Annotated in this window: 29 protein-coding genes; 12 read left to right on the top strand and 17 right to left on the bottom strand. The window is 58.4% G+C overall.

Features of this window, described 5'->3' with window-relative positions; all coding sequences use genetic code 11:
* Positions 1-91 precede the first annotated feature (91 nt).
* Complete coding sequence (locus AC2FJV_RS15875; protein WP_496714062.1) at positions 92-2,467, bottom strand: mechanosensitive ion channel domain-containing protein; 2,376 nt, start codon at positions 2,465-2,467, stop codon at positions 92-94.
* A gap of 368 nt (positions 2,468-2,835) precedes the next feature.
* Between AC2FJV_RS15875 and AC2FJV_RS15870 the strand changes: the two genes are divergently transcribed.
* From AC2FJV_RS15870 to AC2FJV_RS15840, 7 genes are read left to right on the top strand one after another with little or no spacing between them, the layout of a single operon-like run.
* Complete coding sequence (locus tag AC2FJV_RS15870) at positions 2,836-4,050, top strand: glycosyltransferase family protein (RefSeq protein WP_185956733.1); 1,215 nt, start codon at positions 2,836-2,838, stop codon at positions 4,048-4,050.
* A complete protein-coding gene (locus AC2FJV_RS15865) occupies positions 4,047-5,294 on the top strand; it encodes a glycosyltransferase (RefSeq protein WP_496714061.1) in 1,248 nt (415 codons plus the stop codon). The genes AC2FJV_RS15870 and AC2FJV_RS15865 overlap by 4 nt, the downstream gene beginning before the upstream one ends.
* Positions 5,294-6,370, top strand: coding sequence for a glycosyltransferase family 4 protein (locus tag AC2FJV_RS15860; protein ID WP_282027598.1), 1,077 nt, complete (start codon positions 5,294-5,296; stop codon positions 6,368-6,370). Before AC2FJV_RS15865 ends, AC2FJV_RS15860 begins: the two co-directional genes overlap by 1 nt.
* Complete coding sequence (locus AC2FJV_RS15855; RefSeq protein ID WP_282027597.1) at positions 6,367-6,951, top strand: histidine phosphatase family protein; 585 nt, start codon at positions 6,367-6,369, stop codon at positions 6,949-6,951. Before AC2FJV_RS15860 ends, AC2FJV_RS15855 begins: the two co-directional genes overlap by 4 nt.
* The gene (locus tag AC2FJV_RS15850; RefSeq protein ID WP_496714060.1) at positions 6,948-8,096 is read left to right on the top strand and encodes a glycosyltransferase family protein; all 1,149 of its coding nucleotides are present in this window, start codon (positions 6,948-6,950) and stop codon (positions 8,094-8,096) included. Before AC2FJV_RS15855 ends, AC2FJV_RS15850 begins: the two co-directional genes overlap by 4 nt.
* Positions 8,086-8,859 carry a polysaccharide deacetylase family protein gene (locus AC2FJV_RS15845; RefSeq protein ID WP_496714059.1) on the top strand — a complete coding sequence of 258 codons (774 nt, stop codon included), beginning with the start codon at positions 8,086-8,088 and terminating at the stop codon, positions 8,857-8,859. Before AC2FJV_RS15850 ends, AC2FJV_RS15845 begins: the two co-directional genes overlap by 11 nt.
* Positions 8,856-9,332, top strand: coding sequence for a class I SAM-dependent methyltransferase (locus AC2FJV_RS15840; RefSeq protein ID WP_496690380.1), 477 nt, complete (start codon positions 8,856-8,858; stop codon positions 9,330-9,332). The genes AC2FJV_RS15845 and AC2FJV_RS15840 overlap by 4 nt, the downstream gene beginning before the upstream one ends.
* On the opposite strand, the gene AC2FJV_RS15835 is transcribed toward AC2FJV_RS15840, so the two are convergent.
* The gene (locus AC2FJV_RS15835; protein ID WP_496690381.1) at positions 9,333-10,472 is read right to left on the bottom strand and encodes an alpha-D-ribose 1-methylphosphonate 5-triphosphate diphosphatase; all 1,140 of its coding nucleotides are present in this window, start codon (positions 10,470-10,472) and stop codon (positions 9,333-9,335) included. It lies immediately after the preceding gene.
* Positions 10,473-10,524: 52 nt separating this feature from the next.
* Between AC2FJV_RS15835 and AC2FJV_RS15830 the strand changes: the two genes are divergently transcribed.
* Positions 10,525-11,208: a DUF1045 domain-containing protein gene (locus AC2FJV_RS15830; RefSeq protein ID WP_496714058.1), complete on the top strand. Its 684-nt coding sequence runs from the start codon at positions 10,525-10,527 to the stop codon at positions 11,206-11,208.
* On the opposite strand, the gene AC2FJV_RS15825 is transcribed toward AC2FJV_RS15830, so the two are convergent.
* The 9 genes from AC2FJV_RS15825 to phnG are packed head-to-tail and all read right to left on the bottom strand — an operon-like array spanning position 11,190 to position 16,857.
* The gene (locus AC2FJV_RS15825) at positions 11,190-11,738 is read right to left on the bottom strand and encodes a ribose 1,5-bisphosphate phosphokinase PhnN (RefSeq protein WP_496714057.1); all 549 of its coding nucleotides are present in this window, start codon (positions 11,736-11,738) and stop codon (positions 11,190-11,192) included. The two genes, AC2FJV_RS15830 and AC2FJV_RS15825, sit on opposite strands and share 19 nt — an antisense overlap.
* Complete coding sequence (gene phnL, locus AC2FJV_RS15820; RefSeq protein WP_496690384.1) at positions 11,735-12,418, bottom strand: phosphonate C-P lyase system protein PhnL; 684 nt, start codon at positions 12,416-12,418, stop codon at positions 11,735-11,737. Before phnL ends, AC2FJV_RS15825 begins: the two co-directional genes overlap by 4 nt.
* Positions 12,419-12,429: 11 nt before the next feature.
* The gene (gene phnK / locus AC2FJV_RS15815) at positions 12,430-13,200 is read right to left on the bottom strand and encodes a phosphonate C-P lyase system protein PhnK (RefSeq protein ID WP_496714056.1); all 771 of its coding nucleotides are present in this window, start codon (positions 13,198-13,200) and stop codon (positions 12,430-12,432) included.
* A gap of 5 nt (positions 13,201-13,205) precedes the next feature.
* Positions 13,206-13,610 carry a VOC family protein gene (locus tag AC2FJV_RS15810; RefSeq protein ID WP_271951521.1) on the bottom strand — a complete coding sequence of 135 codons (405 nt, stop codon included), beginning with the start codon at positions 13,608-13,610 and terminating at the stop codon, positions 13,206-13,208.
* On the bottom strand, positions 13,607-14,467 hold the full coding sequence (locus AC2FJV_RS15805; protein ID WP_496714055.1) for an alpha-D-ribose 1-methylphosphonate 5-phosphate C-P-lyase PhnJ: 861 nt from the start codon (positions 14,465-14,467) through the stop codon (positions 13,607-13,609). Before AC2FJV_RS15805 ends, AC2FJV_RS15810 begins: the two co-directional genes overlap by 4 nt.
* Positions 14,460-14,732 carry a hypothetical protein gene (locus AC2FJV_RS15800; RefSeq protein WP_496714054.1) on the bottom strand — a complete coding sequence of 91 codons (273 nt, stop codon included), beginning with the start codon at positions 14,730-14,732 and terminating at the stop codon, positions 14,460-14,462. The genes AC2FJV_RS15805 and AC2FJV_RS15800 overlap by 8 nt, the downstream gene beginning before the upstream one ends.
* Positions 14,729-15,820, bottom strand: coding sequence for a carbon-phosphorus lyase complex subunit (locus tag AC2FJV_RS15795; protein WP_496714053.1), 1,092 nt, complete (start codon positions 15,818-15,820; stop codon positions 14,729-14,731). Before AC2FJV_RS15795 ends, AC2FJV_RS15800 begins: the two co-directional genes overlap by 4 nt.
* A 3-nt stretch (positions 15,821-15,823) precedes the next feature.
* Positions 15,824-16,399, bottom strand: coding sequence for a phosphonate C-P lyase system protein PhnH (gene phnH, locus AC2FJV_RS15790; protein ID WP_496714052.1), 576 nt, complete (start codon positions 16,397-16,399; stop codon positions 15,824-15,826).
* Entirely contained in the window at positions 16,399-16,857 is a 459-nt protein-coding gene (gene phnG / locus AC2FJV_RS15785) for a phosphonate C-P lyase system protein PhnG (protein WP_281973433.1), read from the bottom strand. Before phnG ends, phnH begins: the two co-directional genes overlap by 1 nt.
* A gap of 102 nt (positions 16,858-16,959) precedes the next feature.
* Here phnG and phnF point away from each other — a divergent pair, with 102 nt between their 5' ends.
* Positions 16,960-17,670 (top strand): phosphonate metabolism transcriptional regulator PhnF, encoded by a 711-nt coding sequence (gene phnF, locus AC2FJV_RS15780; protein WP_281973432.1) that lies wholly within the window; start codon positions 16,960-16,962, stop codon positions 17,668-17,670.
* Positions 17,671-17,828: 158 nt separating this feature from the next.
* On the opposite strand, the gene AC2FJV_RS15775 is transcribed toward phnF, so the two are convergent.
* The 5 genes from AC2FJV_RS15775 to phnC all read right to left on the bottom strand — a co-directional run bounded on the left by AC2FJV_RS15775 (position 17,829) and on the right by phnC (position 22,568).
* Entirely contained in the window at positions 17,829-18,434 is a 606-nt protein-coding gene (locus AC2FJV_RS15775; RefSeq protein ID WP_496714051.1) for an LbetaH domain-containing protein, read from the bottom strand.
* A 32-nt stretch (positions 18,435-18,466) separates the two neighbouring features.
* Positions 18,467-19,834, bottom strand: coding sequence for a phosphonate ABC transporter, permease protein PhnE (phnE, locus tag AC2FJV_RS15770; RefSeq protein ID WP_496690387.1), 1,368 nt, complete (start codon positions 19,832-19,834; stop codon positions 18,467-18,469).
* Complete coding sequence (gene phnE, locus AC2FJV_RS15765; protein WP_496690388.1) at positions 19,831-20,712, bottom strand: phosphonate ABC transporter, permease protein PhnE; 882 nt, start codon at positions 20,710-20,712, stop codon at positions 19,831-19,833. The genes phnE (AC2FJV_RS15770) and phnE (AC2FJV_RS15765) overlap by 4 nt, the downstream gene beginning before the upstream one ends.
* A 63-nt stretch (positions 20,713-20,775) precedes the next feature.
* On the bottom strand, positions 20,776-21,678 hold the full coding sequence (phnD, locus tag AC2FJV_RS15760; RefSeq protein ID WP_496690389.1) for a phosphonate ABC transporter substrate-binding protein: 903 nt from the start codon (positions 21,676-21,678) through the stop codon (positions 20,776-20,778).
* A 68-nt stretch (positions 21,679-21,746) separates the two neighbouring features.
* Positions 21,747-22,568 carry a phosphonate ABC transporter ATP-binding protein gene (gene phnC / locus AC2FJV_RS15755; RefSeq protein ID WP_142639325.1) on the bottom strand — a complete coding sequence of 274 codons (822 nt, stop codon included), beginning with the start codon at positions 22,566-22,568 and terminating at the stop codon, positions 21,747-21,749.
* A 163-nt stretch (positions 22,569-22,731) separates the two neighbouring features.
* Here phnC and rpe point away from each other — a divergent pair, with 163 nt between their 5' ends.
* Positions 22,732-23,418 (top strand): ribulose-phosphate 3-epimerase, encoded by a 687-nt coding sequence (gene rpe / locus AC2FJV_RS15750; protein ID WP_496690390.1) that lies wholly within the window; start codon positions 22,732-22,734, stop codon positions 23,416-23,418.
* Between the two features lie 4 nt (positions 23,419-23,422).
* On the opposite strand, the gene AC2FJV_RS15745 is transcribed toward rpe, so the two are convergent.
* The gene (locus tag AC2FJV_RS15745; RefSeq protein ID WP_142639321.1) at positions 23,423-23,854 is read right to left on the bottom strand and encodes a MarR family winged helix-turn-helix transcriptional regulator; all 432 of its coding nucleotides are present in this window, start codon (positions 23,852-23,854) and stop codon (positions 23,423-23,425) included.
* Between the two features lie 79 nt (positions 23,855-23,933).
* Here AC2FJV_RS15745 and AC2FJV_RS15740 point away from each other — a divergent pair, with 79 nt between their 5' ends.
* Positions 23,934-24,302 carry an antibiotic biosynthesis monooxygenase family protein gene (locus AC2FJV_RS15740; RefSeq protein ID WP_142639319.1) on the top strand — a complete coding sequence of 123 codons (369 nt, stop codon included), beginning with the start codon at positions 23,934-23,936 and terminating at the stop codon, positions 24,300-24,302.
* Positions 24,303-24,323: 21 nt separating this feature from the next.
* A complete protein-coding gene (locus AC2FJV_RS15735; RefSeq protein WP_142639317.1) occupies positions 24,324-24,773 on the top strand; it encodes a hypothetical protein in 450 nt (149 codons plus the stop codon).
* Positions 24,774-24,860 lie beyond the last annotated feature (87 nt).

Below are 24,860 nucleotides of genomic sequence, written 5' to 3'. Positions count from 1 at the left end.
GCCTACACCCTCGCCGGCAGCCGCGCGGTCCGGCCCAACGCTTTGGAAGGGGTCTCGTCAAAGACGCAGCCCAAAGAGGCGGGTGCGGTCCCTAGCGATCGTCGCCTCCAGGACCGATATCGTCCAGATAATCCTCGTCGATGGCCGCATGAACTGCACCGGTCACCGCTTCGCGTTCCTGCGGTGTCAGGTTTTCGGCCTCTTTTCCGTCAGCAAGCCTGACGGTCACCTCACGATGAGCAAACTTGATCCCTTCGCGAGCAAACAATTCGCGGATATCCTGATAGACCTTCTTACGCACCAGCCACTGATCGCCCGGCTTGGTCATGAACTTGACCCGAATAATCATCGCCGAATCCTGCATTTCGATCACGCCCTGCGATTTCAACGGCTGGATAAAGTTATCCCCAATCACCGGATCGCTCAAAAGCTCTTGGCCCAAATTCTTGATGAGTTTCCGTACTTTTTCGACATCGGTGTCATAGGTCACCCGCAGGGGCAGCTTCATGATCACCCAATCACGCGAATAGTTGGTAAGAACCTTGATCTCGCCAAAGGGGATCGTATTCAGTGCGCCCAGATGGTGCCGCAACTGGAACGACCGGACCGAGATTTTCTCGACCGTCCCCTTCACATCGCCAATGTCGATATATTCGCCTTTGCGGAAGGCATCATCCATCAGGAAGAACGCGCCCGAGAATATATCCCGGACAAGCGTTTGCGACCCGAACCCAACGGCCAGACCCACGACACCGGCACCGGCGAACAGCGGGCTGACATTGATACCCAATTCCATCAGGACAATCAGAACGATGGTCACAACAACAACCGCCAGAATTGCGCCACGGAACAACGGCAGCAGTGTCGCAAGACGGCTTTGCCCGCCTTCCCCGCCCTCGTCGCCCAGTTCAACCTCTCCACCGGCTACGTCTTCTTCCTCAGCAATCTTGGTATCAATCCAGACACGGAAGAAATGGAACAAGATGTAGCCCATGAACAGGATAACCATCACGTCCAGAGCCCGTTCAATAGGTAGGTCTTCGCTCCAGCTTGCGTCAGGATTCCAGATCACAACCAGAGCATATAACCCGACGACAAATGCCAGGATACCGGCCACACGTCGCGCCAGATCCTCATAGGTGACGATCGAGTGCTTTCTCTTTTCCGCTTGCGGGGTTTGAGGAACCTCATCCTCTTCAACACCGACACCAGTCTCTGCGTTCAGCTCTTCAATCTGGCGATTGCGGACGAAGTAGCGTTCAAGCAGATAGTTCATCGCGCCATAGGCAATGACCACAGACATGAAGATGGCATAGCTGCTGGCAACAATCGGAATGGAATTCTCGTTCTCAAGCACCAGATCAACAGCCAGTTTGAACCAGCTGAACACGATATAAACTGCCAGAACCGGCGCCCAGGCAATCGATATCAGGCGCAAAATCCAGGATACCTGTTCCTTTGACCGCCCGCCTCGGATCGCGTTCGAGATGGCGCGCGCGTTGAACAGAATCATCAGAACATTGCCCAAGGCGCCAAACATGGTCAGGCCGCCATAGACCATCGCATAGACATTGTAGTTCAAACCAAAATCCGCAACCCAGGTAGAAAACAATACCACCGAGATATCATATGTCGCGATTGCCGAGGCCCAGACGTAAAGGCGTTTTGCCTCCCGGTCGGAAAAGGGCGGCAGCCGGTACTGACTGAGGTAAGGAGACAACACCATACGCCAAAGATCGGAAACTGTGCGTGCAAGAAAGAATGCCGTAAATATGGCTGTGGTCGTGAACTGAATCGAAAGATCTTCAGCCTCGCCAAAGATCAGATAGCCCACGATCAGGGCCATCAGCATCGCGAAGATCGTGGCCCCAACACCCATGAAAAAGCGAAAGACCAGAAAGGGCATTTTTTCGCGATAGCCCTGCGGATCTTCTTTTGACCGCGCCACCACCATCCTTTTTGCAAGACGCTTGCCGTAGATTTCTATCGACAGCCAGCGCCCCAGAAGAAGGAAGAGTATATTCCAGCCCAACACTTCGACATAGGTCTGTATTCGGCCGTCCGGGCTGGTCTCTCGCAAAACATATTGCACTTCGAAGATCGAATACGGCAAAGCCTGCAGGCGCGACTCCATCGACTCGCGGAACTTCGAGAACCGCTCTTGCGCCTTCATCAACTGTGACCCTTCGGACATCGGGTCATGGGCGATATCGTCGTGCGTCGAGGCGGCATTGCCACCAGATGAGACAAGCTGACCGGCGCTGTCGATGACGATGACGCTTGCACCCGCTTCGGTGGCTGATCGGATCGCGTCAGCCAGTTCGCTTTCCTTATCTGCTTCAGATGTCGTGCCAGACCCCGAACCATACCCGGGTATAAGCGAAGTCTGCGCCGTCGCTTCCGACCCCAGAGATAGCATAGCCACCCAGACGAACAGGGCCATTGCAGCCAATAGGTTAAATCTCATGAATTCTCGCTTCCGGGTCGCATGTTGTCGCAGGTTACAGAAGCTTTCCGAACACTTCAATTTGTGCGCCGCTGCGGTCCCGATAAAGTGCACAGGCGTGTTCCGGGTGCAATGAGTTGGAATCGGATGTTTTCATCCGCTTCAAAACTGAATATGACGGGCTGGGCATACACTTTCGGGCAAGCAGCTAAGGTCTTTGCGCAAAAACGAAAAGGCACCTTGCGGCTTGCCAGAGGAATGGCTGACGTTTTACGCAGTCCCTTCCAGTCGGCGGGTCACAAGGCCCTTTGGCAAGACGGGTGAAAGACGATAAGCTAACAGGTGCCGATGCGCGGACCGACACCAAGACACTTAAGACAGGCGAAGGCATGAGCCTAGGAAGACAAAACGATACTACTGGCCGCGCGCCACGGATCCTGTTCTACAGCCATGACACGTTCGGGCTGGGCCATCTGCGCAGGTCTCGTGCACTGGCCGCCGCAATTACGCAGGCGGATCCAACGGCATCATCCCTGATCCTGACCGGATCGCCTGTCGCTGGCCGGTTCACATTTCCGCGCAGGGTCGACCACGTGCGTCTGCCTGGCGTGACCAAACGGGCGGACGGGTCATACGCGTCTCAGACAATCGGGATGGGGATCGACGAGGTGACCGAGTTGCGATCGGGGTTGATTCAGACCGCCGTTCAGCAGTTTGACCCGGACATTCTGATCGTAGACAAAGAACCCACCGGGTTCCGCGGCGAGCTATTGCCAACACTCGAAAACCTTTTGCTCTCGCAGCGCACGAAACTGGTGCTGGGTTTGCGTGATGTTCTGGATGAACCCGAAGTTCTGGCCGCAGAGTGGGAACGGAAAGAGGCAACTGCAGCGACCGAAAGATTCTATCATGAAATCTGGGTTTACGGGCTGCGTTCGATCTATGATCCGACCAAGGGGCTGCCTCTGAATCACGCGGCCCAGTCGCGCATTCACTGGACTGGCTATTTGCGTCGTGATCTGGGGCCAATCGGTACCCCACCGGAGCAGCCCTATATCCTGATTACCCCAGGTGGTGGTGGGGACGGCAAGGCGATGGTGAACCTGGTTCTTTCGGCTTACGAAAAGGACCCCGACCTGTCACCACGCGCGGTACTGGTCTATGGCCCGTTCCTGTCTGGTGATCTGCGGGACGAATTCGAAACACGTGTGGCTGCCTTGAACGGGCGTGTGACCGCCGTCGGCTTTGAATCCCAGATCGAAACGCTGTTCCACGGCGCGGCTGGCGTCGTCTGTATGGGTGGGTATAATACGTTCTGCGAGGTCCTGTCCTTTGACAAACGCGCCGTCATTGTTCCACGGACCAGTCCGCGTATGGAACAGTGGATCCGTGCCTCACGCGCCGAGGATCTGGGACTGATCCGGATGTTGGACGAGTTCCGTGACGGGCTAACAACCGATTCCATGGTCCGTGCCATTCGCGACCTACCACATCAGCCATTGCCGTCTCAGGCCATTGAACAGGGCCTGCTGGACGGGTTGGACTATGTCACCGGTCGTATTGAGGTATTGCTGAATCAGGAACAGGAACGGGCAACCGGATGACCGCAGGCGCGCCCAATCTGGCGGTGTTGGTCAAAGGGTGGCCGCGCCTGTCCGAAACGTTCATCGCGCAGGAACTTGTTGCTCTGCAAGAGGCCGGCCATGAGTTCGACATCTGGTCCCTGCGTCATCCAACCGATATGAAACGGCATCCGCTGCACGACAGGTTTCGTGGCCAGGTTCGGTACTTGCCGGAATATCTGTATCAAGAACCTCAGCGCATATGGGCTGCCCGCGAACAAGCGCAGCGTCTGCCGGGATACGGCGCGGCCTATAAGGTCTGGCGCGCTGATTTGCGCCGCGATCCCACGCACAACCGCATCCGTCGGTTCGGTCAGGCCTGCGTTCTGGCTGCGGAATTGCCCGCCAGCACACAGGTTCTCTATGCGCATTTCATGCATACGCCCTCGTCGGTCGCGCGCTATGCCGCGATCATGCGCGGCCTTCCGTGGAGCTTTTCAGCCCATGCAAAAGATATCTGGACGTCACCGGACTGGGAAAAATCGGAAAAGTTGCACTCCGACACTTACGGAGCAGCTTTTGGTGCAACCTGCACCGCGATCGGCGCCCAGCATCTGCGCAGCCTCGCCGACGATCCGGCACGGGTTGAACTGATCTATCACGGGCTGGACCTGGGCCGCTTTCCTGCCCCGCCGGAACGCGGCTTACGCCCCGCTGACAGCCCTTTTCATATGCTGTCCGTTGGGAGGTTGGTCGAAAAGAAAGGCTTCGATCGCCTGATTGATGCATTCGCCATGCTGCCGGACGATCTTGACTGGCACTGGACGCATATCGGCGGAGGAAGCCTGAGTGATACTTTGCAGAACCGGGCCGCATCGGCCGGGTTGTCCGGGCGCATCACCTGGAAAGGGGCCTGTGACCAACCTGAGGTCATCGCCGCGATGCGCACAGCAGACCTGTTTGTTCTGCCCAGCCGGATTGCCACAGATGGGGACCGGGATGGCTTGCCCAATGTGTTGATGGAAGCCGCCTCGCAGTATCTGCCGATCCTGTCGACCCCCGTTTCTGCGATTCCTGAGTTTATCGAGACAGGCACGCATGGCGTCCTGACGGATGACGATCCGGACGCGCTGGCAAATGCGATTGCACAGCTGGCGGCCAACCCCGCGCAGGCTGCAGCAATGGCGGGTGCTGCCTATGATCGTCTGATCGCCGACTTCCGCATGGACCCGGGCATAGCGCTTTTGTCTGCCAGGTTAAGCGCGCTGGGCGCGCATAAGAGCTGATGCCGCGCATCGCCTTCTACGCCCCGATGAAATCCCCCAACAGCCCGGTGCCGTCGGGGGACCGGGAAATGGCCCGAAATCTTCTTCTGGCAATCCAAGCCCGAGGGGATGCGGTGGATCTGGCCTCGGACCTGCGCGTATTCGACAAGCACGGCGACAAAGAGGTCCAGGCCAAACTGCGCCATGAGGCTGATGCCGAGGTGCTGCGCCTGACCTGCGACCTGCCTGCTGACACTGCACTATGGGTGACCTATCACAATTATTACAAGGCCCCTGATCTGATTGGACCCCGTGTAAGTACGGCGCGAAACATACCCTATGTTCAGCTTGAAAGCACCCGTGCCTACAGCCGCCTTCAGGGGCCATGGTCAGGGTTTGCCCAAGCGGCCCATCAGGCCTGCGACGCGGCCCGGGTGATCTTTTATCACACCGCCAATGACCTCATCACGCTGGAACGCGAGCAGTTCGGAAATCAGGCGCTTGTCGAGCTTCCGCCGTTTCTTCCCGCCTCCTCGCTGCCGCAGGCCTCTAGCTGCGATGGCCCGATGCTGGCCGTGGGCATGATGCGACACGGCGACAAGCAGGCCTCTTACCGGGTGCTGGAACAGGCACTGCGCCACCTGCAGGGCGATTGGTCCCTGTCTATTGCTGGCGATGGTCCCGCCCGCGCCGAAATCGAAGCGCTGATGGCAAAGTTTGGCACGAAAGTCCGGTTTCTGGGGCAGCTTGATCGCGACGCGCTGCGCAAGGCTTATGCTACCGCATCCCTGATGGTCTGGCCCGGCGTGAATGAGGCTTATGGCATGATCTATCTAGAGGCTCAGGCCCATGGCATCCCCGTTGTTGCACAGGACAGGCCGGGCGTTCGGGATGTGCTGATGCCGTCCGACTATCCTTCGGTTGCTGAAGGGGCCAAGGGGCTGGCCGCAAGGCTGCGCACTCTTCTGGACAATCCGGCACTGCGGTCTTCTCAAGGCAGCCAATCGGCCGCATATATAGCCGCGCGCCACCTGATGCCCGATGCAACTGATCGGTTCTGGACGGCTGTTGATCCTTTGCTGGAGGCATCCACATGAGCAAGCTCGCCCTTTTGCGCCACGGGCATACGGCGTGGAACCGCGCCGGGCGCATTCAGGGGCGCAGCGATATTCCATTGGATGAACAGGCTCGGACAGAACTGGCATGCTATTCCCTGCCCTCCCCTTGGGATCAGGCTATGGTCTGGTCCAGTCCCTTGGCGCGTGCGGCCCAGACGGCACAACTGGTTTCAGGGCGCGAACCGTTGAAGTCCGAGGCCCTCATGGAAATGAACTGGGGCGCTTGGGAGGGGCAGCACGGCACCGATCTCATTGCCGATCCCGCAAGCGGTTATCGCCATATCGAGGATTGGGGTTGGGATTTCCTACCCCCCGGAGGCGAAAGCCCCGCCGAAATCTGGCAGCGGCTGGAACCTTGGCTTGCCAGTCTTGGCGAAAATACCGTAGCCGTTTGCCATATTGGTATCATGCGGGTCATTCTGGCCCGCGCCTGGGGATGGGATTTTGACGGCCCCGCCCCCTTTAAGATCAAGCGCAACCGCCTCTATATCGTGGACATGGAGTCCATGCGCCCCGAAACTGACCCTATCCGTTTGATCCGGCAGGAGACCCGCATATGAGGGTGATGATCGTTGTGACCCATCTGCTGGGCACCGGACATCTCAGCCGCGCGCTTACATTGGGCCGGGCCTTTGCCGCTGAGGGTCACAAGGTATTGCTCGTCTCAGGCGGAATGCCCGCGCCGCAGCTGGACCATACCGGGATCGACTTGCTAGGGCTGCCGCCATTGCGCTCGGACGGCACCAATTTCACGCGATTGCTGACGCAAACGGATGAGGCCGCGCATCCTGCCTATTTCGACGCTCGCAAGGTTGCCCTGACAGAGGCGCTGCGGAGCTTTGCCCCGGATGCGCTGATCACCGAGCTGTACCCCTTTGGTCGCAGATCCCTGGCGGATGAGTTTGACGCCCTGTTGGATGCTGCCCACGCACAGGGTCGCCGTCCGGTTATTTTGGGATCAGTCAGGGACATACTGGCGCCCCCGTCCAAACCTGCCAAAGCCCAGCGCACCGAGGAAATCATTCTTGACCTCTTTGACGGTGTCCTTGTCCATTCAGACCCAAGCATGATCCCGCTGAGTGTGAGCTGGCCAGTCTCGGAACGTCTGGCGCATCGCCTGTTCTATACCGGGTTCGTGGCCCCTACGGCACCGACCCCGCATCCCGACGGGATTGGTAAAGGTGAGATTCTGGTAAGCGCTGGCGGTGGGTCGGTGGGCGAGCCGATCTTTCAGGCGGCCATCGAGGCCGCACGAAAGATGCCCAACATGCACTGGCGCCTGTTGGTGGGCGGACAGGACGCCTCGGCACGTATAAAACACCTGACAAAACTGGCTGGCGACGCCCCTGTGACGTTAGAACCGGTGCGCCCGGACTTTCGCCAACTGCTGCCCTTGGCCGCCGCGTCGGTCAGCATGTGCGGTTACAACACTGCGTTGGACATCTTGCAGTCTGGCACACCCTCGGTCTTTATCCCCTTCGACGACGGAAGCGAAGTCGAACAGACTTTGCGCAGCCAAAGCCTGTCGAAGCTCAGCGCGATCGACGTATTGCCGAGTGACCAATTGACCGGAGAAACACTGGCGCAGGCTGTCGAGGCCATCCTAGCTGCCCCCAAACGACCAAGCACCAGCCAAGGTTTCAACGGGGCAGAAAAGTCTGTTGAGATTGTAAGATCACTGTTGGATCACGCTCATGACCGGTGATTGGCACCCCCTGATGACCGAGCTTGATATGTGGCGGCGGGACGGGCTGTCTCTGCCGCTGTGGTGGAGGGATGATGACGCGGTCTGTGTCACGCCACAGTTGGAACGTCTAGAGGCGCTGTCCGCATCACTGGAACTGCCGGTACATCTGGCGATTATTCCGCGTGACGCAGATGAAGATCTGGTTACCCATGTCGAAGGCTCGTCCGCATTGATACCGGTGGTCCATGGCTGGGCCCATCAAAACCACGCTTCGACAAACGAGAAGAAATCAGAGTTTCGACTGCATCGCCCCTTTCAGGACATCCGCAGCGATGCGCGGGCCGGGCTGACCCGGTTACAGAGCCTGTTCCCAGACAAGCTGTGCCCTATGTTTGTGCCACCCTGGAACCGGATCGCGTCAGAGATGGTTCAGGAATTGCCGGGCCTAGGATATCAAATCCTGTCCACTGCGACGCCCCGAAAGGAAAAGATGGCGGCACCTGGCCTGATGCAGATCAACACGCATCTGGACCCGATCGACTGGCGCGGGTCACGGGGGTTGGTCCCTCGGGACAAGCTGATCGCGCAGACTGCTGATCTGCTTCGGAACCGGCGCGAAGGGCCTGCGGACAATACCGAGCCGTTTGGGATCCTGACGCATCACCTGGTGCATGATGAAGATATCTGGTCCTTTACGCGAGACATTCTGACGCGGTTTCTGAATGGTCCGGCGACCGTCTGGACCGCCCCAAAAAACGATAAATCACGGAGACTCGAATGAGCCGATTGGATTCAATGCTGCGCCGCCTGACGGCCCAACGCGACGGGCTGAACTGGGCGGTCGATCAGATTACAGATACGAGCGGCGATATACTGGACATGGGTTTGGGGAATGGCCGCACCTATGATCACCTACGTGAAATTCTACCAGACCGGCGCATCTGGGTCATGGACCGGATTTTACAGTGCCACCCGTCCAGCACCCCTCCGGCAGAGGATTTTCTGCAGGGCGAAGCGGGTCCTATGTTAAAGAAACTAGCAGCCGGTGGCCCGAAAATAGCATTGGCACATTACGATTTCGGGCGCGGTATCAAGCAGGATGATGTGGCTGAGGCGGCGATGCTCAGCCCGTTGATCTCTCAGGTCATGCTGCCCGGTGGGCTGCTGATATCCGGCCAACCACTGGTTGGGTTTGAACAGATCACCGGACCGGAGACCATCGCACCCGACCGATACCTTTTCTACAGGGCCTGATCAGGCCACACGTCGCCCTCGCGACCACACTCCGTTCAGGGCAGGCGCCCCTTCACGCATCCGGAACCGAATGACGTCGGCGCGCGCGCCTGCGCGCAGCTCGCCACGGTCTTCCAGCCCGACCACCTGCGCCGGGGACATCGTAACGGTCCGCAGTCCACGGGCCATGTTGTCCCACATCTCGCCCAGCCGTGCCGCCGACAGCAACAACGCGGCCGGCACATAGTCCGAAGACAGAATATCCAGATGTCCCAGATCGGCCAGTTCTTTGGCGGCCACATTCCCCGAATGTGACCCGCCCCGGATTACATTTGGCGCCCCCATCATCACCTTGATCCCGTGATCATGGCAAGCCCGCGCCGCTTCGACGGTAGTGGGGAATTCGGCCAGCCGGATACCGTGGCCCGCTGATACATGTACCTGTTCCCGGGTGGTGTCGTCATGGCTGGCCAGCATGGCCCCAAAACGTTTGGCCGCCTTTACGGCTTCCACCTCGTGCTTTTCGCCGTTCCTGTCCCGCATCGCCTTGAGGTCCGCGACATGCTGCTGGAATTCCTTGCCCTCCAACCCCAGCTTTCCTTTCAGATAACTTTCGAGCTTTGAGATATCACGGAATTGACGCTGACCGGGCGTGTGGTCCATCAGTGACACCAGCCCGACACGGTCCTCGAGGCCGAATTCATCCAGTTCTTCGACCAGCGTTTCTGAACACAACTCGGCCCGCAAATGCAAGAAATGGCTGATTTTTAAGGCGTCTTGCTCTCGTAACTGCCACAGCTCGCGGGACAGGCCACGTGCGTATTTGTTGTAGCGCGGACCAGTCGGGATCGACCCGACGCGCATCGCATCGAACACGGTTGTGATGCCCGTGCTGGCCAGTTCGGCGTCATGGGCAAGAATTGCCGCCGCATGGGGCCAGTCGACCTTGGGGCGGGGCTGGATATGACGTTCCAGATTGTCTGTGTGCAGCTCGACCAGACCGGGGCTGACATAGTCACCCTCACAATCGATTGCACCGCTTGGAACCGCCGCGCCTGTATCGATCTCGGTGATGCTGTCGCCCTGAACCCGGACGCTGCCGTTAATGGTTTCGTCGGGCAGGATCAGCGTGGCATTGGCAAGGATCAATTCTTCTGTCATCTGAACTTCACACAGTTTGAGGTATTGGAAGGCCACGCAATAGGAGGCCAATGTGACATTCACGCGATACGCGATCTATTTTGCGCCACCCGCCACGGCGGAGTGGACGCAATTCGCAACCCGTTGGCTGGGCTGGGACATGGAGGCTGGCACCGAGTTCGCCCATCCTGGGCTGGATGGTGTGGATGTTGCAGCGGTTACGGAGGTACCGCGAAAATACGGGCTGCACGCGACCATGAAACCCCCGTTCCGCCTGCGCGAGGGGCAATCCGTCAAAGCGTTGCAAGAGGCCTGCGCCACCCTTGCTGCCAGCCAATGCGCAATCATGATGGAAGGTCTTGAGATTGCCCGCCTTGGCCGGTTTCTGGCCCTGCGACCACTTGGCGACACAGCCGCGCTGAACGCGTTGGCCGCCGCCTGTGTTCAAGAGCTTGATATGTTCCGGTCCCCACCGTCGGCGGCTGAACTTGACCGTCGCCGCGCCTCCAGACTGACACCGGATCAGGACGCCAACCTGGTCAAATGGGGATACCCTTATGTGCTGAACGCGTTTCGGTTTCACATCACCCTGAGCGGCAGGTTGGACAAGCCCGTGCTTGCTTCGGTCCAGCGCACCCTGGAAAACCATCTGGGGCCGCTTTTGCCAAAACCCTTTCGAATTGCGGATCTGGCCCTGATGGGCGAGGCCGAGGATGGACGGTTTCACCTGATCCATCGCTATGCGCTTTCCAACTGAAGGCGGGACAAAATTTTGGCCACCGTATCCTGCAGAGCACCAGAATTGTCGACCTCGATCACCCGGACCAGCCCCTTAGGCAAAGGGGTCTTGGCCTGGCCCAACCGAAGCGCCTGTTCGCTGTCACTTTCGCGCCCGCGCAATGACAAGCGTTGCTCTAGAACGCTCGCGTCTGCCGTCAACGAGACAACAATCAGATCGCCAAAGATCTCTTGCGCCTGCAACAACACAGCGCGCGACAGGTTGACCAGAACTGCCTCCGCCACCTGACGTTGCTGCGCGATCTCTTTCGGCACACCATAGAGCAACCCATGTGCATGCCAGCTGAGCGCGAATGCGCCTTCATCTTCCATCTGTCGAAACGCGTCATCGGTGACCCGTTTGAAATCTTCCCCCGCTTCGCCTTCGGGGCGGGTGACGACACGGCGCAGCCGCTGGATACCTTTTGCGCGGGCTTCTAACGCCTCAATCACACTGTCTTTGCCGACACCTGACGGACCGACAACCGCTATGACCGGGGCAAGCGTCATGCCGCAATTCCCGGCGTGAATTGCGAAACGTTGATCTCGCGATCGCAAACCTGCTTCCGCGCGTCAACATCATGGAAGATACCGATAATCGCCGCTCCGCGCTCTTTCGCCTCAAGGATCAGGGACAGGACGGTTTCACGATTCTGCGCATCCAGACTGGCTGTGGGTTCATCCAGCAGCATGGCCGGGTATTCATGGGCAAAGCCGCGCGCGATGTTCACGCGCTGCTGTTCGCCGCCCGAAAAGGTCGTCGGACTAAGGGGCCAGAGCCGTTCAGGAATATTCAGACGCTCGAGCAAACCCGCGGCCTTGTCCAGTGCCTTCTGTTTATCGCAACCAACGGCAAGAAGCGGCTCGGCCACGACCTCAAGCGTCGGCACTCTGGGCACAACACGCAGGAACTGGCTGACATAGCCCAGCGTTTCGCGCCGCAGGGTCAAGATCTCGCGCGGTTCAGCCTTGGCGACGTCTAAACCACCGACCAGAACCTGACCCGAGGCAGCCAGATAGTTGCCATAGATCACCCGCATCAAGGTGGATTTACCTGCCCCCGACGCGCCAGTCAGCGCCACACACTCACCCGGTTCAACCCTGAGCGTAGCGCCCTGCATGACCGGGATCACCGCGCTCCCCTGATTGTGCAGGGTAAAGCTTTTGCTGACATTGTTCAGTTCAATCATTGTCCCGGCCCTCATACCTGCAACACGCTGGACACCAGCAGTTGCGTATAGGCATGCTGCGGATCGTCCAGAACCTGATCAGTCAATCCGGCCTCGACCACATGACCGGCTTTCATCACCATCAGCCGATCCGCCAGCAGACGGACAACGGCAAGATCATGGGTGACAATGATGGCGCTCAGCCCCATTTCCCGAACCAACCCGCGCAACAGGTCCAACAGGCGAGCCTGTACCGAGACGTCCAGACCACCAGTCGGTTCATCCATGAAGACCAGCCTGGGGCCGGTCACAAGATTCCGCGCGATCTGCAGGCGCTGCTGCATGCCACCGGAAAACGCGGACGGACGATCATCAACCCGCTCCGCTTCGATCTCAACCCGACCCAGCCAGTCGATCGCCTTGTCGCGGATATCGCCATAGTGGCGGTCACCTACGGCCATCAGTCGTTCGCCGATATTTCCGCCCGCACTGACAGACATACGCAAGCCATCGCGCGCATGTTGGTGCACGAATGCCCAATCGGTGCGGCTCAGCATCCGGCGTTCAGGTTCCGACATGGTCACGGTATCCACCGGACCGTCTGCACGAGTGTCAAAGATCACCTGCCCCGCATCCGGCACCAGATGACCCGCCAGACAGTTCAGCAGGGTTGACTTGCCCGAACCACTCTCACCCACGATCCCCATCAACTCGCCGGGATAGAGATCAAAACTCACATCGGTACAGCCGATACGGGCCCCGTAGGATTTTCTGATATCCTGTACACTCAGCAGCGGTGTCATTTCATTCACCTTGGGTCATATGAAAACTCGATCCGATTGCCGCCCGGCTCTCGGATCATGAAATGGAGTTTCGGACCTGAACCCGAGGGTTCAGGTGCAAACTCGACAACGACGGCAGGCCAGTCTTTGACCGCATCGAAAACCGCAGTCAGCGCTTCTTCATCGGGAACTTTCAAGGCAACATGATGCAACCCGACGTTCTTGTGCCGGTCAAACCCCTGTAGCCCCTTGCCTTTTTGCTGCCAAAGCGTCAGCTTCGCCGCGCCATTGGTCACATAAACCGCCGGATAATCCGGATTGCTGCCGAAGACCTCCCAACCCAGCGCATCGACAAAGAACGTCCGCGTGGCGTCGAGGTCCGAAACCGTAAGGCCAAGGTGGTCAATTCCAAGCACATCTTCTCGTTTCATGCGGCATCCTCTCTGGCCAAACGGCCCACATGGCCCGCCTCGCGGCGCGACCGGCAATAATCAGTGTCCGAGCAAACAAACATGCGGGTGCCTGCATCATCCATGATGACTTCATCCAGATAGCTGTCCACGGCCCCGCACAGATCACAGGGATGGTCGGCCTTGGTGGCCTCGAACGGGTAGTCCTGGAAATCGAGGCTGACGACCTTGGTATGCGGTGGCACCGCGTAGATACGTTGCTCGCGGCCCGCGCCAAACAGCTGGATCGCGTCCATCTCAAGCTTTGGGTTGTCGAATTTCGGGATGGGGGACGGGTCCATCACATAACGGTCCGAGACCATCACAGGATAAGCATAAGCGGTTGAGATCGCACCATGCTGGCTGATGTCTTCGTACAGTTTCACGTGCATCAACCCGTATTCTTCGAGGCTGTGCATCTTGCGTGTCTCGGTCTCGCGCGGTTCCAGAAACCGCAGCGGTTCCGGGATCGGCACTTGATAGACAAGAATCTGATCCGCGCGCAGCTTCGCCTCGGGGATGCGGTGGCGGGTCTGGATGACCGTCGCCTTCTCGGTTTCCTCGGTGGTGGCGACGCCCGCCGTATTCTCGAAAAACTTACGGATAGACACGGCATTGGTCGTATCATCCGCGCCCTGATCAATCACCTTGAACGTATCGTCCGGGGTCAAAGTTGCGGCAGATACCTGCACGCCTCCGGTACCCCAGCCATAAGGCATCGGCATCTCTCGGCTGGCAAATGGCACCTGATATCCGGGAATAGCCAACCCCTTGAGGATCGCCCGACGGATCATCCGCTTGGTTTGTTCGTCCAGATATGCGAAGTTATATTCAGTCATTTGATGTAACTATTTTGTTTCTGGTGTTTTTATGGACGTACTTGGTATTTGTTCGCTCTTTTTGGCGATTATGCTCTATTTTATCTGGCGCAATTTTCGCGCAAAGTGGCGCCTCGGGGCCATGGCCCGCGACCTTTTGTGCGAATGGGAATCGCTTGAAATCGTGAATTCGCGCGAAGCTTTCGGCAGGAAATCGCCCAATCAGGGCAGCGACTGGTTTTTGAACCGTAGGACGAGCCTGTAGGGCAAAGCGTTCAGAGCTCATTCCGCAGCCTCCCTCGATGCAGTCCGTTCCTCGGCCTCGCGTCGCAGCTTGCGCACCAGTTCCAGTTCGGATTGAAAATCCACGTAATGCGGCAGCTTGATATGTTCGAGGAAACCCGTTGCCTGAATATTGTCTGAGTGGCTCAGGACAAATTCCTCGTCCTGTGCAGGTGCGCCCAGATTGTCCTCGCCCAGCTCCTCCCACCGCAGCGCCCGGTCGACCAGAGCCATGGCGATGGATTTGCGTTCAGACTGGCCAAAGACGAGCCCATAGCCGCGTGTAAACTGTGGCGGCTCAGTCTTTGAGCCTTGGAACTGGTTCACCGTCTCACATTCGGTCAACTCGACTTCGCCGATCTCGATGGCAAAGCCCAGTTCGGGAATGTCCATTTCGACCGCGACCTTGCCGATCCGCAGCTCGCCAACAAAGGCGTGGTTGCGGGCATAGCCGCGCTGAGTCGAATAGGCCATGCCCAACACAAACCCTTCATCCCCGCGCGCCAGCGATTGCAACCGCAGCGGACGGCTCGCCGGAAACTCCAGCGGCTCGCGGGTCAAGTCGCCGGGCGTAGCATCACTGACCGGCTCGTCCTGAATGATATCCTCACTCTTGAGGAATTTGGTGATATGCGGGGTCGGCTCGTGTCGCGCCGTACCTTTGGGCGCGGGTAGAGTTTCGCCATCCGCAGCCAGTTTGAAATCTAGCAGGCGGTGGGTGTAGTCGAATGTCGGGCCCAGCACCTGCCCGCCCGGCGCATCCTTGAACGTCGCCGATATCCGACGGTCACAGGCCATATTGCCCGTTTCAACCGGTTCGGAATAACCAAAACGCGGCAATGTCGTGCGATAGGCGCGGATCAGAAAGATCGCTTCGATCAGATCGCCACGCGCCTGTTTGATCGCCAGTGCGGCAAGGTCCGGATCATACAGCGATCCTTCTGCCATCACCCGGTTCACCGCCAGGCTCAGCTGCTCCCGGATCTGGACCAGGCTAAGCTCGGCCACATCCGGGGCGCCTCGGCGCTCTTCGGCCAACCAGGCATGGGCATTCTCAATCGCCTTTTCGCCTCCTTTGACGGCAACATACATCGCTTAACCCTCCGCGCTGATCTGGGTACTACGCGGCAGGGCCGCGACCTTGTCACCGCAGGTAAAGAAGAAGTCACATCCCAAAGGGAAAAGAGCCGCATTACGTTGCAATGCAGGGATATCGGGTAGGTTCAAGCCTGCGCTCTGCTTGATACCGGGACCGTGCAAAATGGCTCCGGACTGATCCAGGCTGTCACGCTCAACAATCAGAGTGGTTGACCGATCCGGATACTCAGCAGTTCCGATACGATAGCGATCCATCCCACCAATTTCGCCCCAAGTGCCGACGGCGAAATCTGCCTCGGCAGCAGGAACCAGCGGCGCGCCGGTGTGGAAGGTCAGCCATTCGCGCAGAGCGCCGGTGTCGAGCTCACCCGCCAGATGTACCTTGGTTTCCGGGTCGCATAAAGTCAGCAACAAGGTGCCCGCTGCTACCGACAAAGGCGCTGGGGGCACGGCCCCTGACAGGCTGCGGATTTCGCCTGGGCGTGCCATCACCGTCATCGCCGCGCGAAAAGCATGTGCGGAATCAACCGGTATGTTCTGGAACCCGCCCGAGAATTGAGTTTGCGCAGTCATCAATCTTCTCCCCGAACCAGCGTGAAGAATTCTACTTTGGTTGCCGCCGCCTTTGCCGCCCGCGCGATTTTGACCGCCTGCATTTTCTGTTCCAGCGGACCGAGCAGGTTTTCCTGCACATGGTCTGCTGCCGCAGTCTGCATCATCGCATCAATCACAGCTGCAGCTTCGGCCTTGGGCTTTGACCGGCCCTGAACATAGCCATGTCCAACCGTGCCATCCTGCAAGACCACCGAGCAGCGCGTGACCGTCATTTCACCCAGGTTGAACGGCGCCCCGGTGGCGCCGGTACGTCCGCGCACCATCACGCCGCCCACTTCGGGGCTGCGCAGCCATTCAAAGCCGGGACGGTCCGTGAGACCCTCCCACAGCGCCAACGTGGCTTCATCTGGCGCGCGGGCCAGCAGGCCCATCCAGGTCTTACGCGCCTCGGTCGCGGAATCTGTCTGTTGTGTCATCAAAGCCTCTTGGCGGGGTTGTCTACTTATCCTATACAACTATACAAATCATAGACCGCCGCCCGGCGACTCGCAATCGCAACTGTGTGAATTTTTGGTGACATGAACAAAACGCCGATCTGGAAAAGCATCGCCCTAAGCCTGACGTCGGACATTGCCGAAGGGCGATATCAAACCGGTGACCGGTTGCCGACCGAAGCGCAACTGGCCGCAACGCATGGCGTTAACCGCCACACGGTTCGCCGGGCGCTGTCTGACATGGCCGACCAGGGGCTGGTCCATTCTAGGCGCGGGGCCGGTGTATTCGTCGCCACCCGACCAACCGAGTATCCGATTGGTAAGCGGGTGCGATACCACAAGAGCATCTCGGCCAGCGGCAAGATGCCCGGCAAGAAGATCCTCGCCCTGACCACACGGGCCGCGGATGAAGCCGAGGCCGATGCATTGGGGCTTGAAACCGGCGACACGGTGCATGTCTATGACGGTCTGTCTCTGGCCGACGGGCAACCCATCGGCCTGTTTCAAAGCGTTTTTCCGGCCAAGCGATTTCCTGACATTCTGCAGATTCTAACCGAAACCCAATCCGTCACCAAAGCCCTGCAAAGATGCGATGTGCCAGATTACACGCGCATCTCAACCCGCCTGACCGCGCGCGCGGCCACGGCAACTCAAGCTCTGCACTTGCACCTGCCCGAGGGCGCACCAGTCTTGTTTTCGATCGGCATCAATGCAGACCCCGATGGCAATCCTGTCGAGTATGGAAGAACAACCTTTGCCGGAGAGCGAGTCACGCTGACCCTGAACGAGGATTGATCCCGTAGGTCTCCCGCCCGTCTTCAACCTCCTATCGGAGGTCTCATCCCGTTGGGCGTAGCGCCGCGCAAAGCGCGGCGCCCGGCCCAAGGCCGCAAAGGGGGATCCGCGAAACCGATGCTTCTGCGAGCGCGGAGCACCTGGGGTCACAGGGCCAGCTATTCGTATTTCTCCAAAAACGCCTCAGCCTCTAGTTTGCGAAAATCCGGCAATGCGTCACGCAAGCGGCTGTTGTCCCAGTCCCACCAGGCCAACTGCTCCATCCGATCCGCAACCGCTTGTGGGAACCTGGGGCGGAGTGGTTGGGCCGCCACCCCAGCAACGATCATGTAGGGCGGCACGTCTTTGGTCACCAGCGCCCCGGATGCGATGACCGCACCATTACCGATTGTCACCTCGGGCTTGATGATCGCCCCGTGACCGATCCATGTGTCATGCCCGATAAATGCGATCCGGCTTGCGCGATGGACAAACCACTCCGCATCATCCTCGGCATCGTCCCAATAGTCAGCCGACCGATAGCTAAAATGATGCAGCGAGGCCTTTTGCAACGGGTGATCCGTAGCGCCGATCCGGGTAAAGCTGGCAATGTTCGAAAACTTACCGATCCTTGCATTAGCGATGTCGCAGGTCCGGTCGCAATAGGAATAGTCGCCCCAGACCGCGTTGGCGATCCGGCTGCCGGTGCCAATCTCGACAAATGCACCAAAGCTGCTGTTGGTAATCTGGCAATCGGGATGGATGAACGGTTCATCCGCGCGCAATCGTGCCGTAGTCCTGACCTTTCAAGCTGCGCTCACGGCAGAATAAAATCTTTGGTTTTCGCGTTGCTCGGCTTGCTCTTCTTGCCGCTGTCGCCCTGGATCAAACGACGCCGTAACCAGCCCGAGAACCAATCCATCAACATCACCATGAGAATGATCAGAACGATGTAATAGGCGACCTCTTCCCAATCTTTCTGAGTGATGATCGCCTGCGTCAGCAACAGACCAATGCCGCCGCCAGTAATCGCGCCAATTATGGTCGCGCTGCGGGTGTTGGATTCGAGAAAGTACAAAAGCTGGCTCAACAGCACGGGAGTGATCTGTGGGATCACGCCAAAGCGATAGCGCTGCGGCGCATTCGCACCGGTCGACTGCACGCCCTCGATCTGCTTCTCATCCACATTCTCTAGCGCTTCTGAGAATATCTTGCCGAATGTCCCGGTATCGGTCACCAGAATTGCCAGCGCTCCGGTCAACGGCCCTGGGCCGAAGGCCCGTGCCAGAACAACGGTCCAGATCAAGGCGTCCACACCGCGTACAAAGTCGAACACCCGCCGTGTGGCAAAGCGCACCGACCGCAAGGGGTTAAAGTTCCGCGTCGCCAGGAACGCCAGTGGCAAGGCGATAATCCCTGCCCCCATGGTGCCCAGAAACGCCATCAGGATCGTCTCAAAGATGGCCCAGGCCACATCCTGATGCCGCCAGATCTTGTTGGTCCAGAAATCGTTGAAAATAGCACCGGCCTCACCGGCGGTGGCGCGGCTGACCAACTCGGGGAAAGATTTGCCATAATACGGGCTGTCGAGGGTGAACCAAAACAGCTCCCACCCTGGGAAATAGCGAAACACTTCGGACCGGTTGCGGGTCACGGTCAGACGCCCGGCATCGGTGGTGATCGCCAGCCGATTTTTCGAGACATTGATCCAGTCTGGAACATCGCCCGCCGGTAACTCTGCTTGCACCCCAGAGGCCCGGCTGGGCGTAGCGCGCACGACGCCATAGCCAGGGATATCGTATTCGATTGTCTCGGGGCCGAATCGCACCAAGTGACCATCCTCCAGGTCAATGATCGTGGTTTCGCCCAACGCCACCCAGTCGGGTGCTGTCCCGTCAGGATAGGTGCCTTTGCGGTCCCCTTCGACCGCAACGGACACATCACCATTGCGGTTATCCCGCGTGACATGGGTTTTGTAGCTGTAACTGTCGGCAACAAGCGTCTTGCCGTTTTCCCAATTTGCACGCCCGGCAATACCAGGCACGTCAAAGGCAAAGAACACGTAAATCAGGTAAAAAGCGACAAGGCCGGGCAACCCGAAATTCACGATCCGTTTGCGGTTGAACAGACGACCGGCCTCGGCCTTGAGGTCATCTGTCGACAGATCAGTGGCAAAGGTCGTCATGCCGAAGCTCCTTTTTCAGACCCGTGGGTCAGGCGATCCCGCAGATAGCCGGACAGCTGATCCACGACCATGATTGTGACAAAAAGCAGAAGGAAGATGGCCGCGGCCTCGTCGTAGCGCCCCTGCCCCCATGACATCGCGTTGCGCAGCTCATAGCCCAGACCGCCAGCACCGACGAAACCGAGGATGGCCGAGGCACGGATGTTGATCTCGAACCGCAGCAAGGCATAGCTGACATAGTTCGGTCCGACCTGTGGGATCACGCCCAAATACATCCGTTGCGACCAGTTCGCGCCCACCGAATGCAGCCCCTCAACCGGCTTCAGCGAAGCGTTCTCGTTCACTTCCGAGAACAGCTTGCCCAACGCGCCGGCGGTATGGATGGCAATCGCAATCATGGCCGGAACCGGACCGCCGCCGAGAATAAAGATCAAAACCAGCGCGATAACGATTTCAGGGATGGCCCTGCAGATATCGGAAATCCGCCGAAACAAAGGGATCAGAGATGGCCTCTGCGCCATGCCCCGTGTCGACATCAGGGCTAGAAATGTGCCCGCAATCGTACCGATCAGGGTTGATGCTGCCGCGATATTGATCGTCTCAATCAGGGCCGGAAAGAACCGGATCAGATTCTCCGGCATCGCGCCGATCTTTTCCCACGCTTCCGAGAGAACCTCGGCCGGATAGTCGAAAACCCTGCGCCAACCGTCAACGAAACTGCCTGCGTTTCGATCATCCGCAGTGCGGAACCCTGCGGCCATCAAAGCCACAAACAGGATCAGGAGAATGCCACCATAGGCCCGTTTTCGCCGGGTCATTTCTGAGTATTCGTCGCGGATCTGATCGACACTGTGGGACCCTGCGGTCAGGTCTGTCATAGATTGCTCCTGAGAAAACGGGGTCCGGTATAACACCGGACCCCGATCATGTGAGTTGCAGGCTTAGTTGGATTTCAGCTTGCGGGCTTCAATGATGACCTCGTAGGCCTCATGCGTGATGGGATCAAAGCTCTTGGCTTCGCCTGCTGCCACGCCGTAGAAACACTCGCGGTCTTTTTCATCCAGCGTGTTCCACAGTTCAGTGACCTGAACTTTGACATCTTCGGGCAAGGCCTTGCGCAGAACGACCGGGCCTTCCGGGATCGGCGCCGATTTCCAGATCTCGACCAGATCGTTCATGTCGACCAGACCGGCATCAACAGCGCGGCGCAGCGCGCCCGACTGATAGCCATCTTCCCAATCACCCAGGCCGTCGGCCCAGGTCACGCCGCCGTCAACGTCACCGTTGTTTACCGCAACGATAGTCTGTTCGTGACCGCCGGTGAACTTGACCTCACCGAAGTAATCGCCCGAGTCCATGGTGGCGCCGGTGGCCTGTGGAATCTCGATCGAAGGGATCAGGTATCCTGAGGTCGAGTTCGGATCACCAAAACCAAAGGCCTTACCCTTCATGTCTTCCAGCGAGGCGATGCCGCTATCTTTGCGCGCAAAGCCTACCGAGTAGTAGCCATAGCCGCCATCACTGTTGACCTTGACCAGAACCGGCTCAACCGCTTCGGGATCGCTCAGATAGGTTTTGGCGTAACCCGACGCACCCAACCAAGCGACGTCAATCGTGCCACCCAGCAGGCCCTGAATCACACCGTTATAATCGGCAGGGGCGAACAGCTTGGTCGGAACGCCCAACAGCTCTTCGGTGTATTCGCGCAGGCATTCGTTTTTGCTCATCCGGTCCTGGGCGTTTTCGCCGCCCAGAATACCAATGCGGAATTCGCTGATTTCCTGCGCCATAGCGGGCGCGGCCATGGCAGTGGTCGCGACAAGGGCAGCAATTAGGTTTTTCATCTGTCTCTCTCCAGGTTGATGTCCCCGACCTCTCATCGGGTCGGGCGATGAAAGGTGGTTGGGGTGGCTCAGATGGTGGCTTCGGCTTCCATCAGGGCCTTCTGGGTGGCGTCGAGCGTTTCGATCTCGGTCGAGGTCGCCTCTTCCGAGAAACTCGCATCGGCCCCATAGATCTCGCGGGCGACGCCGGTGGTCAGTTGTTCGGGCAACCCGTCAAAGACGATGCGGCCGTCGCGCATGCCGACAACGCGGTCGCAATAGCGGCGCGCGGTATCCAGCGTGTGCAAGTTGGCGATGACCGTGCGGCCATCCTCTTCGTGGATGCGGCGCAGGGCCTGCATCACCACCTGGGCATTCATCGGGTCCAGCGATGCGATCGGCTCATCCGCTAGAATGATTTTGGGGTCCTGCATCAAAGCCCGCGCGATGGCGACACGCTGCTGCTGTCCACCCGACAGCGCCTCGGCCCGTTTCGGCGCATGTTCGGCGATGCCCAGACGATCCAGAATGTCGATGGCGCGGTGGATGTCCTCCATCGGGAACAGGTTGAACATGGTGGCCAGTGTCGATTGGCGGTTCAGTGTGCCATGCAGCACGTTCGACACCACATCCATGCGCGGCACCAGATTGAACTGCTGAAAGATCATGGCGCATTCGGCCTGCCACGCCCGCTTCTCTCGCCCCTTCAACTGGGTGACATCGCGGCCTTCGAACAGGATCTTGCCTTCGCTGGAATCGGTCAGGCGATTGACCATCCGCAAAAGGGTGGATTTCCCGGCGCCGGATCGCCCGATGATGCCGATCATGCACGGCTTGTCTACATCCAAAGTCGCCGCATCCACGGCTATGTTTTCGCCGAAGCGTTTGGTCAGTTTGTCGATACGCAGCACAGGCCACCCCCAATTCGTCTTGGCGGTGAGCTACAGGCACTGTTCAACGGCTGTGTGTCAGTAAGGTGAAAGTTTTGTTACGGCGCGATTGTCGCGGGGGCTATCCATCAACTGACCTCAACGCTATACGCATCCTCAACTGTTCAGATGACACGAGGCAACCATGAGCTTTGACCGCAGCATCAAGATCGCCCCGTCGATCCTGTCCGCCGATTTTGCCAATTTCGGCGCCGAGATTCAGGCCATTGAGGCTCAGGGCGCCGACTGGGTGCATATTGACGTGATGGATGGCCATTTTGTCCCCAACCTGACCTTTGGTCCACCAGCCGTCAAAGCCTTTCGTCCGCATGTCAAAACGGTGATGGACGTGCATCTGATGATCACCCCGGTCGATCCCTACATTCAGGCCTATGCGGATGCTGGGGCCGATGTCCTGACCGCCCATATCGAGGCAGGGCCGCATTCGCACCGCACCTTGCAGGCCATCCGCGCTGCAGGAATGAAGGCCGGTATCGCGCTGAACCCGGGCACTCCGGCCAAAGCGGTGGAGCACCTGTTGGATCTGACCGATCTCATCTGCGTTATGACCGTAAACCCCGGCTTTGGCGGCCAGAAGTTCATCGACATGACCAGCAAAATCCGCCGCCTGCGCCAGATGATTGGCGACCGTCCCGTCCATATTGAGATTGATGGCGGCGTTGATCCAAACACCGCCCCGCTGGTCGCGGCCGCAGGCGCCGACGTTCTGGTTGCCGGCTCAGCTGTGTTCAAAGGTGGATCGGTAGATCAGCCCGGGGTCTATGGCGACAACATCCGCGCCGTGCGGGCCGCTGCGAATTCCGCGCTGTAACTCATTATTCCTGGCGCATGCCCGAAATCACCCTGTGCATGAGGTCCAGAAACTGACGTTGTTCCTCGGCGCTCAGCCCCGCAAGCGCCTGCGCGTTTACGGTCTGGGCGGCCTCATATGCCTCCGCGCGTATCCCTGACGCCTTTTCGGTCAACCAGATCAGCTGAGCTCTGGCATCGGTTGGGTTTTTGGTTCTCTTGACCAAACTGTCCCGCTCCATCCGGTTGAGCGTGTTGGCCAACGTCGCCTGCTCGACGTCGATTTTGCCAAGCAGCTCTTTTTGCGACACGCCGTCCTTTTGCCAAAGCTCCAGCAAAATGGGGAATTGCCCAACGACGATCCCCAAAGGAGAGATACGCTGCTGCAGGTCCCGGGCAAACAAGCGCGCCATGTGATTGACCAGATATCCGGCAGAGTCTTCTTTCGTGAAATCCATGTCGGATAAATACACTTGCATAGCATGCTATGCAATATTATATAGCTTGCTATGTTATTTTCTGAAAGAGGATCAAAGAATGGCACGCATCGTAGAACTGGACGAAATCGCAACCCTGGCTGACCAGATGGAAACCGAGGAAGGCCCCGTCGTTCTGATCAACCTGTTCACGGTTGACGCCAAGGACGAAGACGCCCTGCTGACCGCCTGGTCCCACGACGCGGATTTCATGAAATCGCAACCGGGATACATCTCGACGCAACTGCACAAAGGCATCGCCAACAGCGCGACCTTCGTGAACTATGCTGTCTGGCAAGATGTGAAGAGTTTCCGTCAGGCCTTTACCAATCCTGAATTCCAAAGCCGTATCGCCGACTACCCGGACAGCGCAGTGACGCGACCACATCTTCTGCGCAAGCTGACGGTCGACAACCACTGTGTTGCCTAAGGCAAAAAGTGGAGGCGACCCATGATCAGAACAATCCACCCCATCGCTGGAGTTATCGGATTTCTAACAATCCTGACATTCTGGACATCTACTTTGTACAGCGAGATCTTCGCTTCCCACGCGACCGTGGCATCAGTAAAAACCATGATCGTCTATGGCCTGTTCTTGCTGGTCCCGGCCATGGTAATTGTCGGCGCCACAGGAATGTCGATGGGAAGCCGGCGCAAAGATGCTTCGGCATTGGCCAAAAAGAAAAGAATGCCGATCATCGCAGCCAACGGCCTGCTTATTCTGGTACCCGCAGCACTCTACCTGAAAGCAAAGGCCGGAGCCGGGGCCTTCGACACCAGCTTCTACCTTGTTCAGGTCATCGAATTGGTCGCTGGTGCCACCAATCTGACATTGATGGGTATGAGTATCCGTGACGGCCGGGCAATGACCGCGCGCAGGCGCAGTCAGTCCCAGAAATAAAGATGCATTCCAAACAGAAAAAGCCCGCCCCCGTTTGGGGCGGGCTTTTTTGTTTCGACGGTTAGGTCTGAGACTATTCGACGAACG

The organism is Ruegeria sp. CDSA241 (genome assembly GCF_059611265.1).
This window is presented reverse-complemented; position numbering and strand designations above follow the sequence as displayed.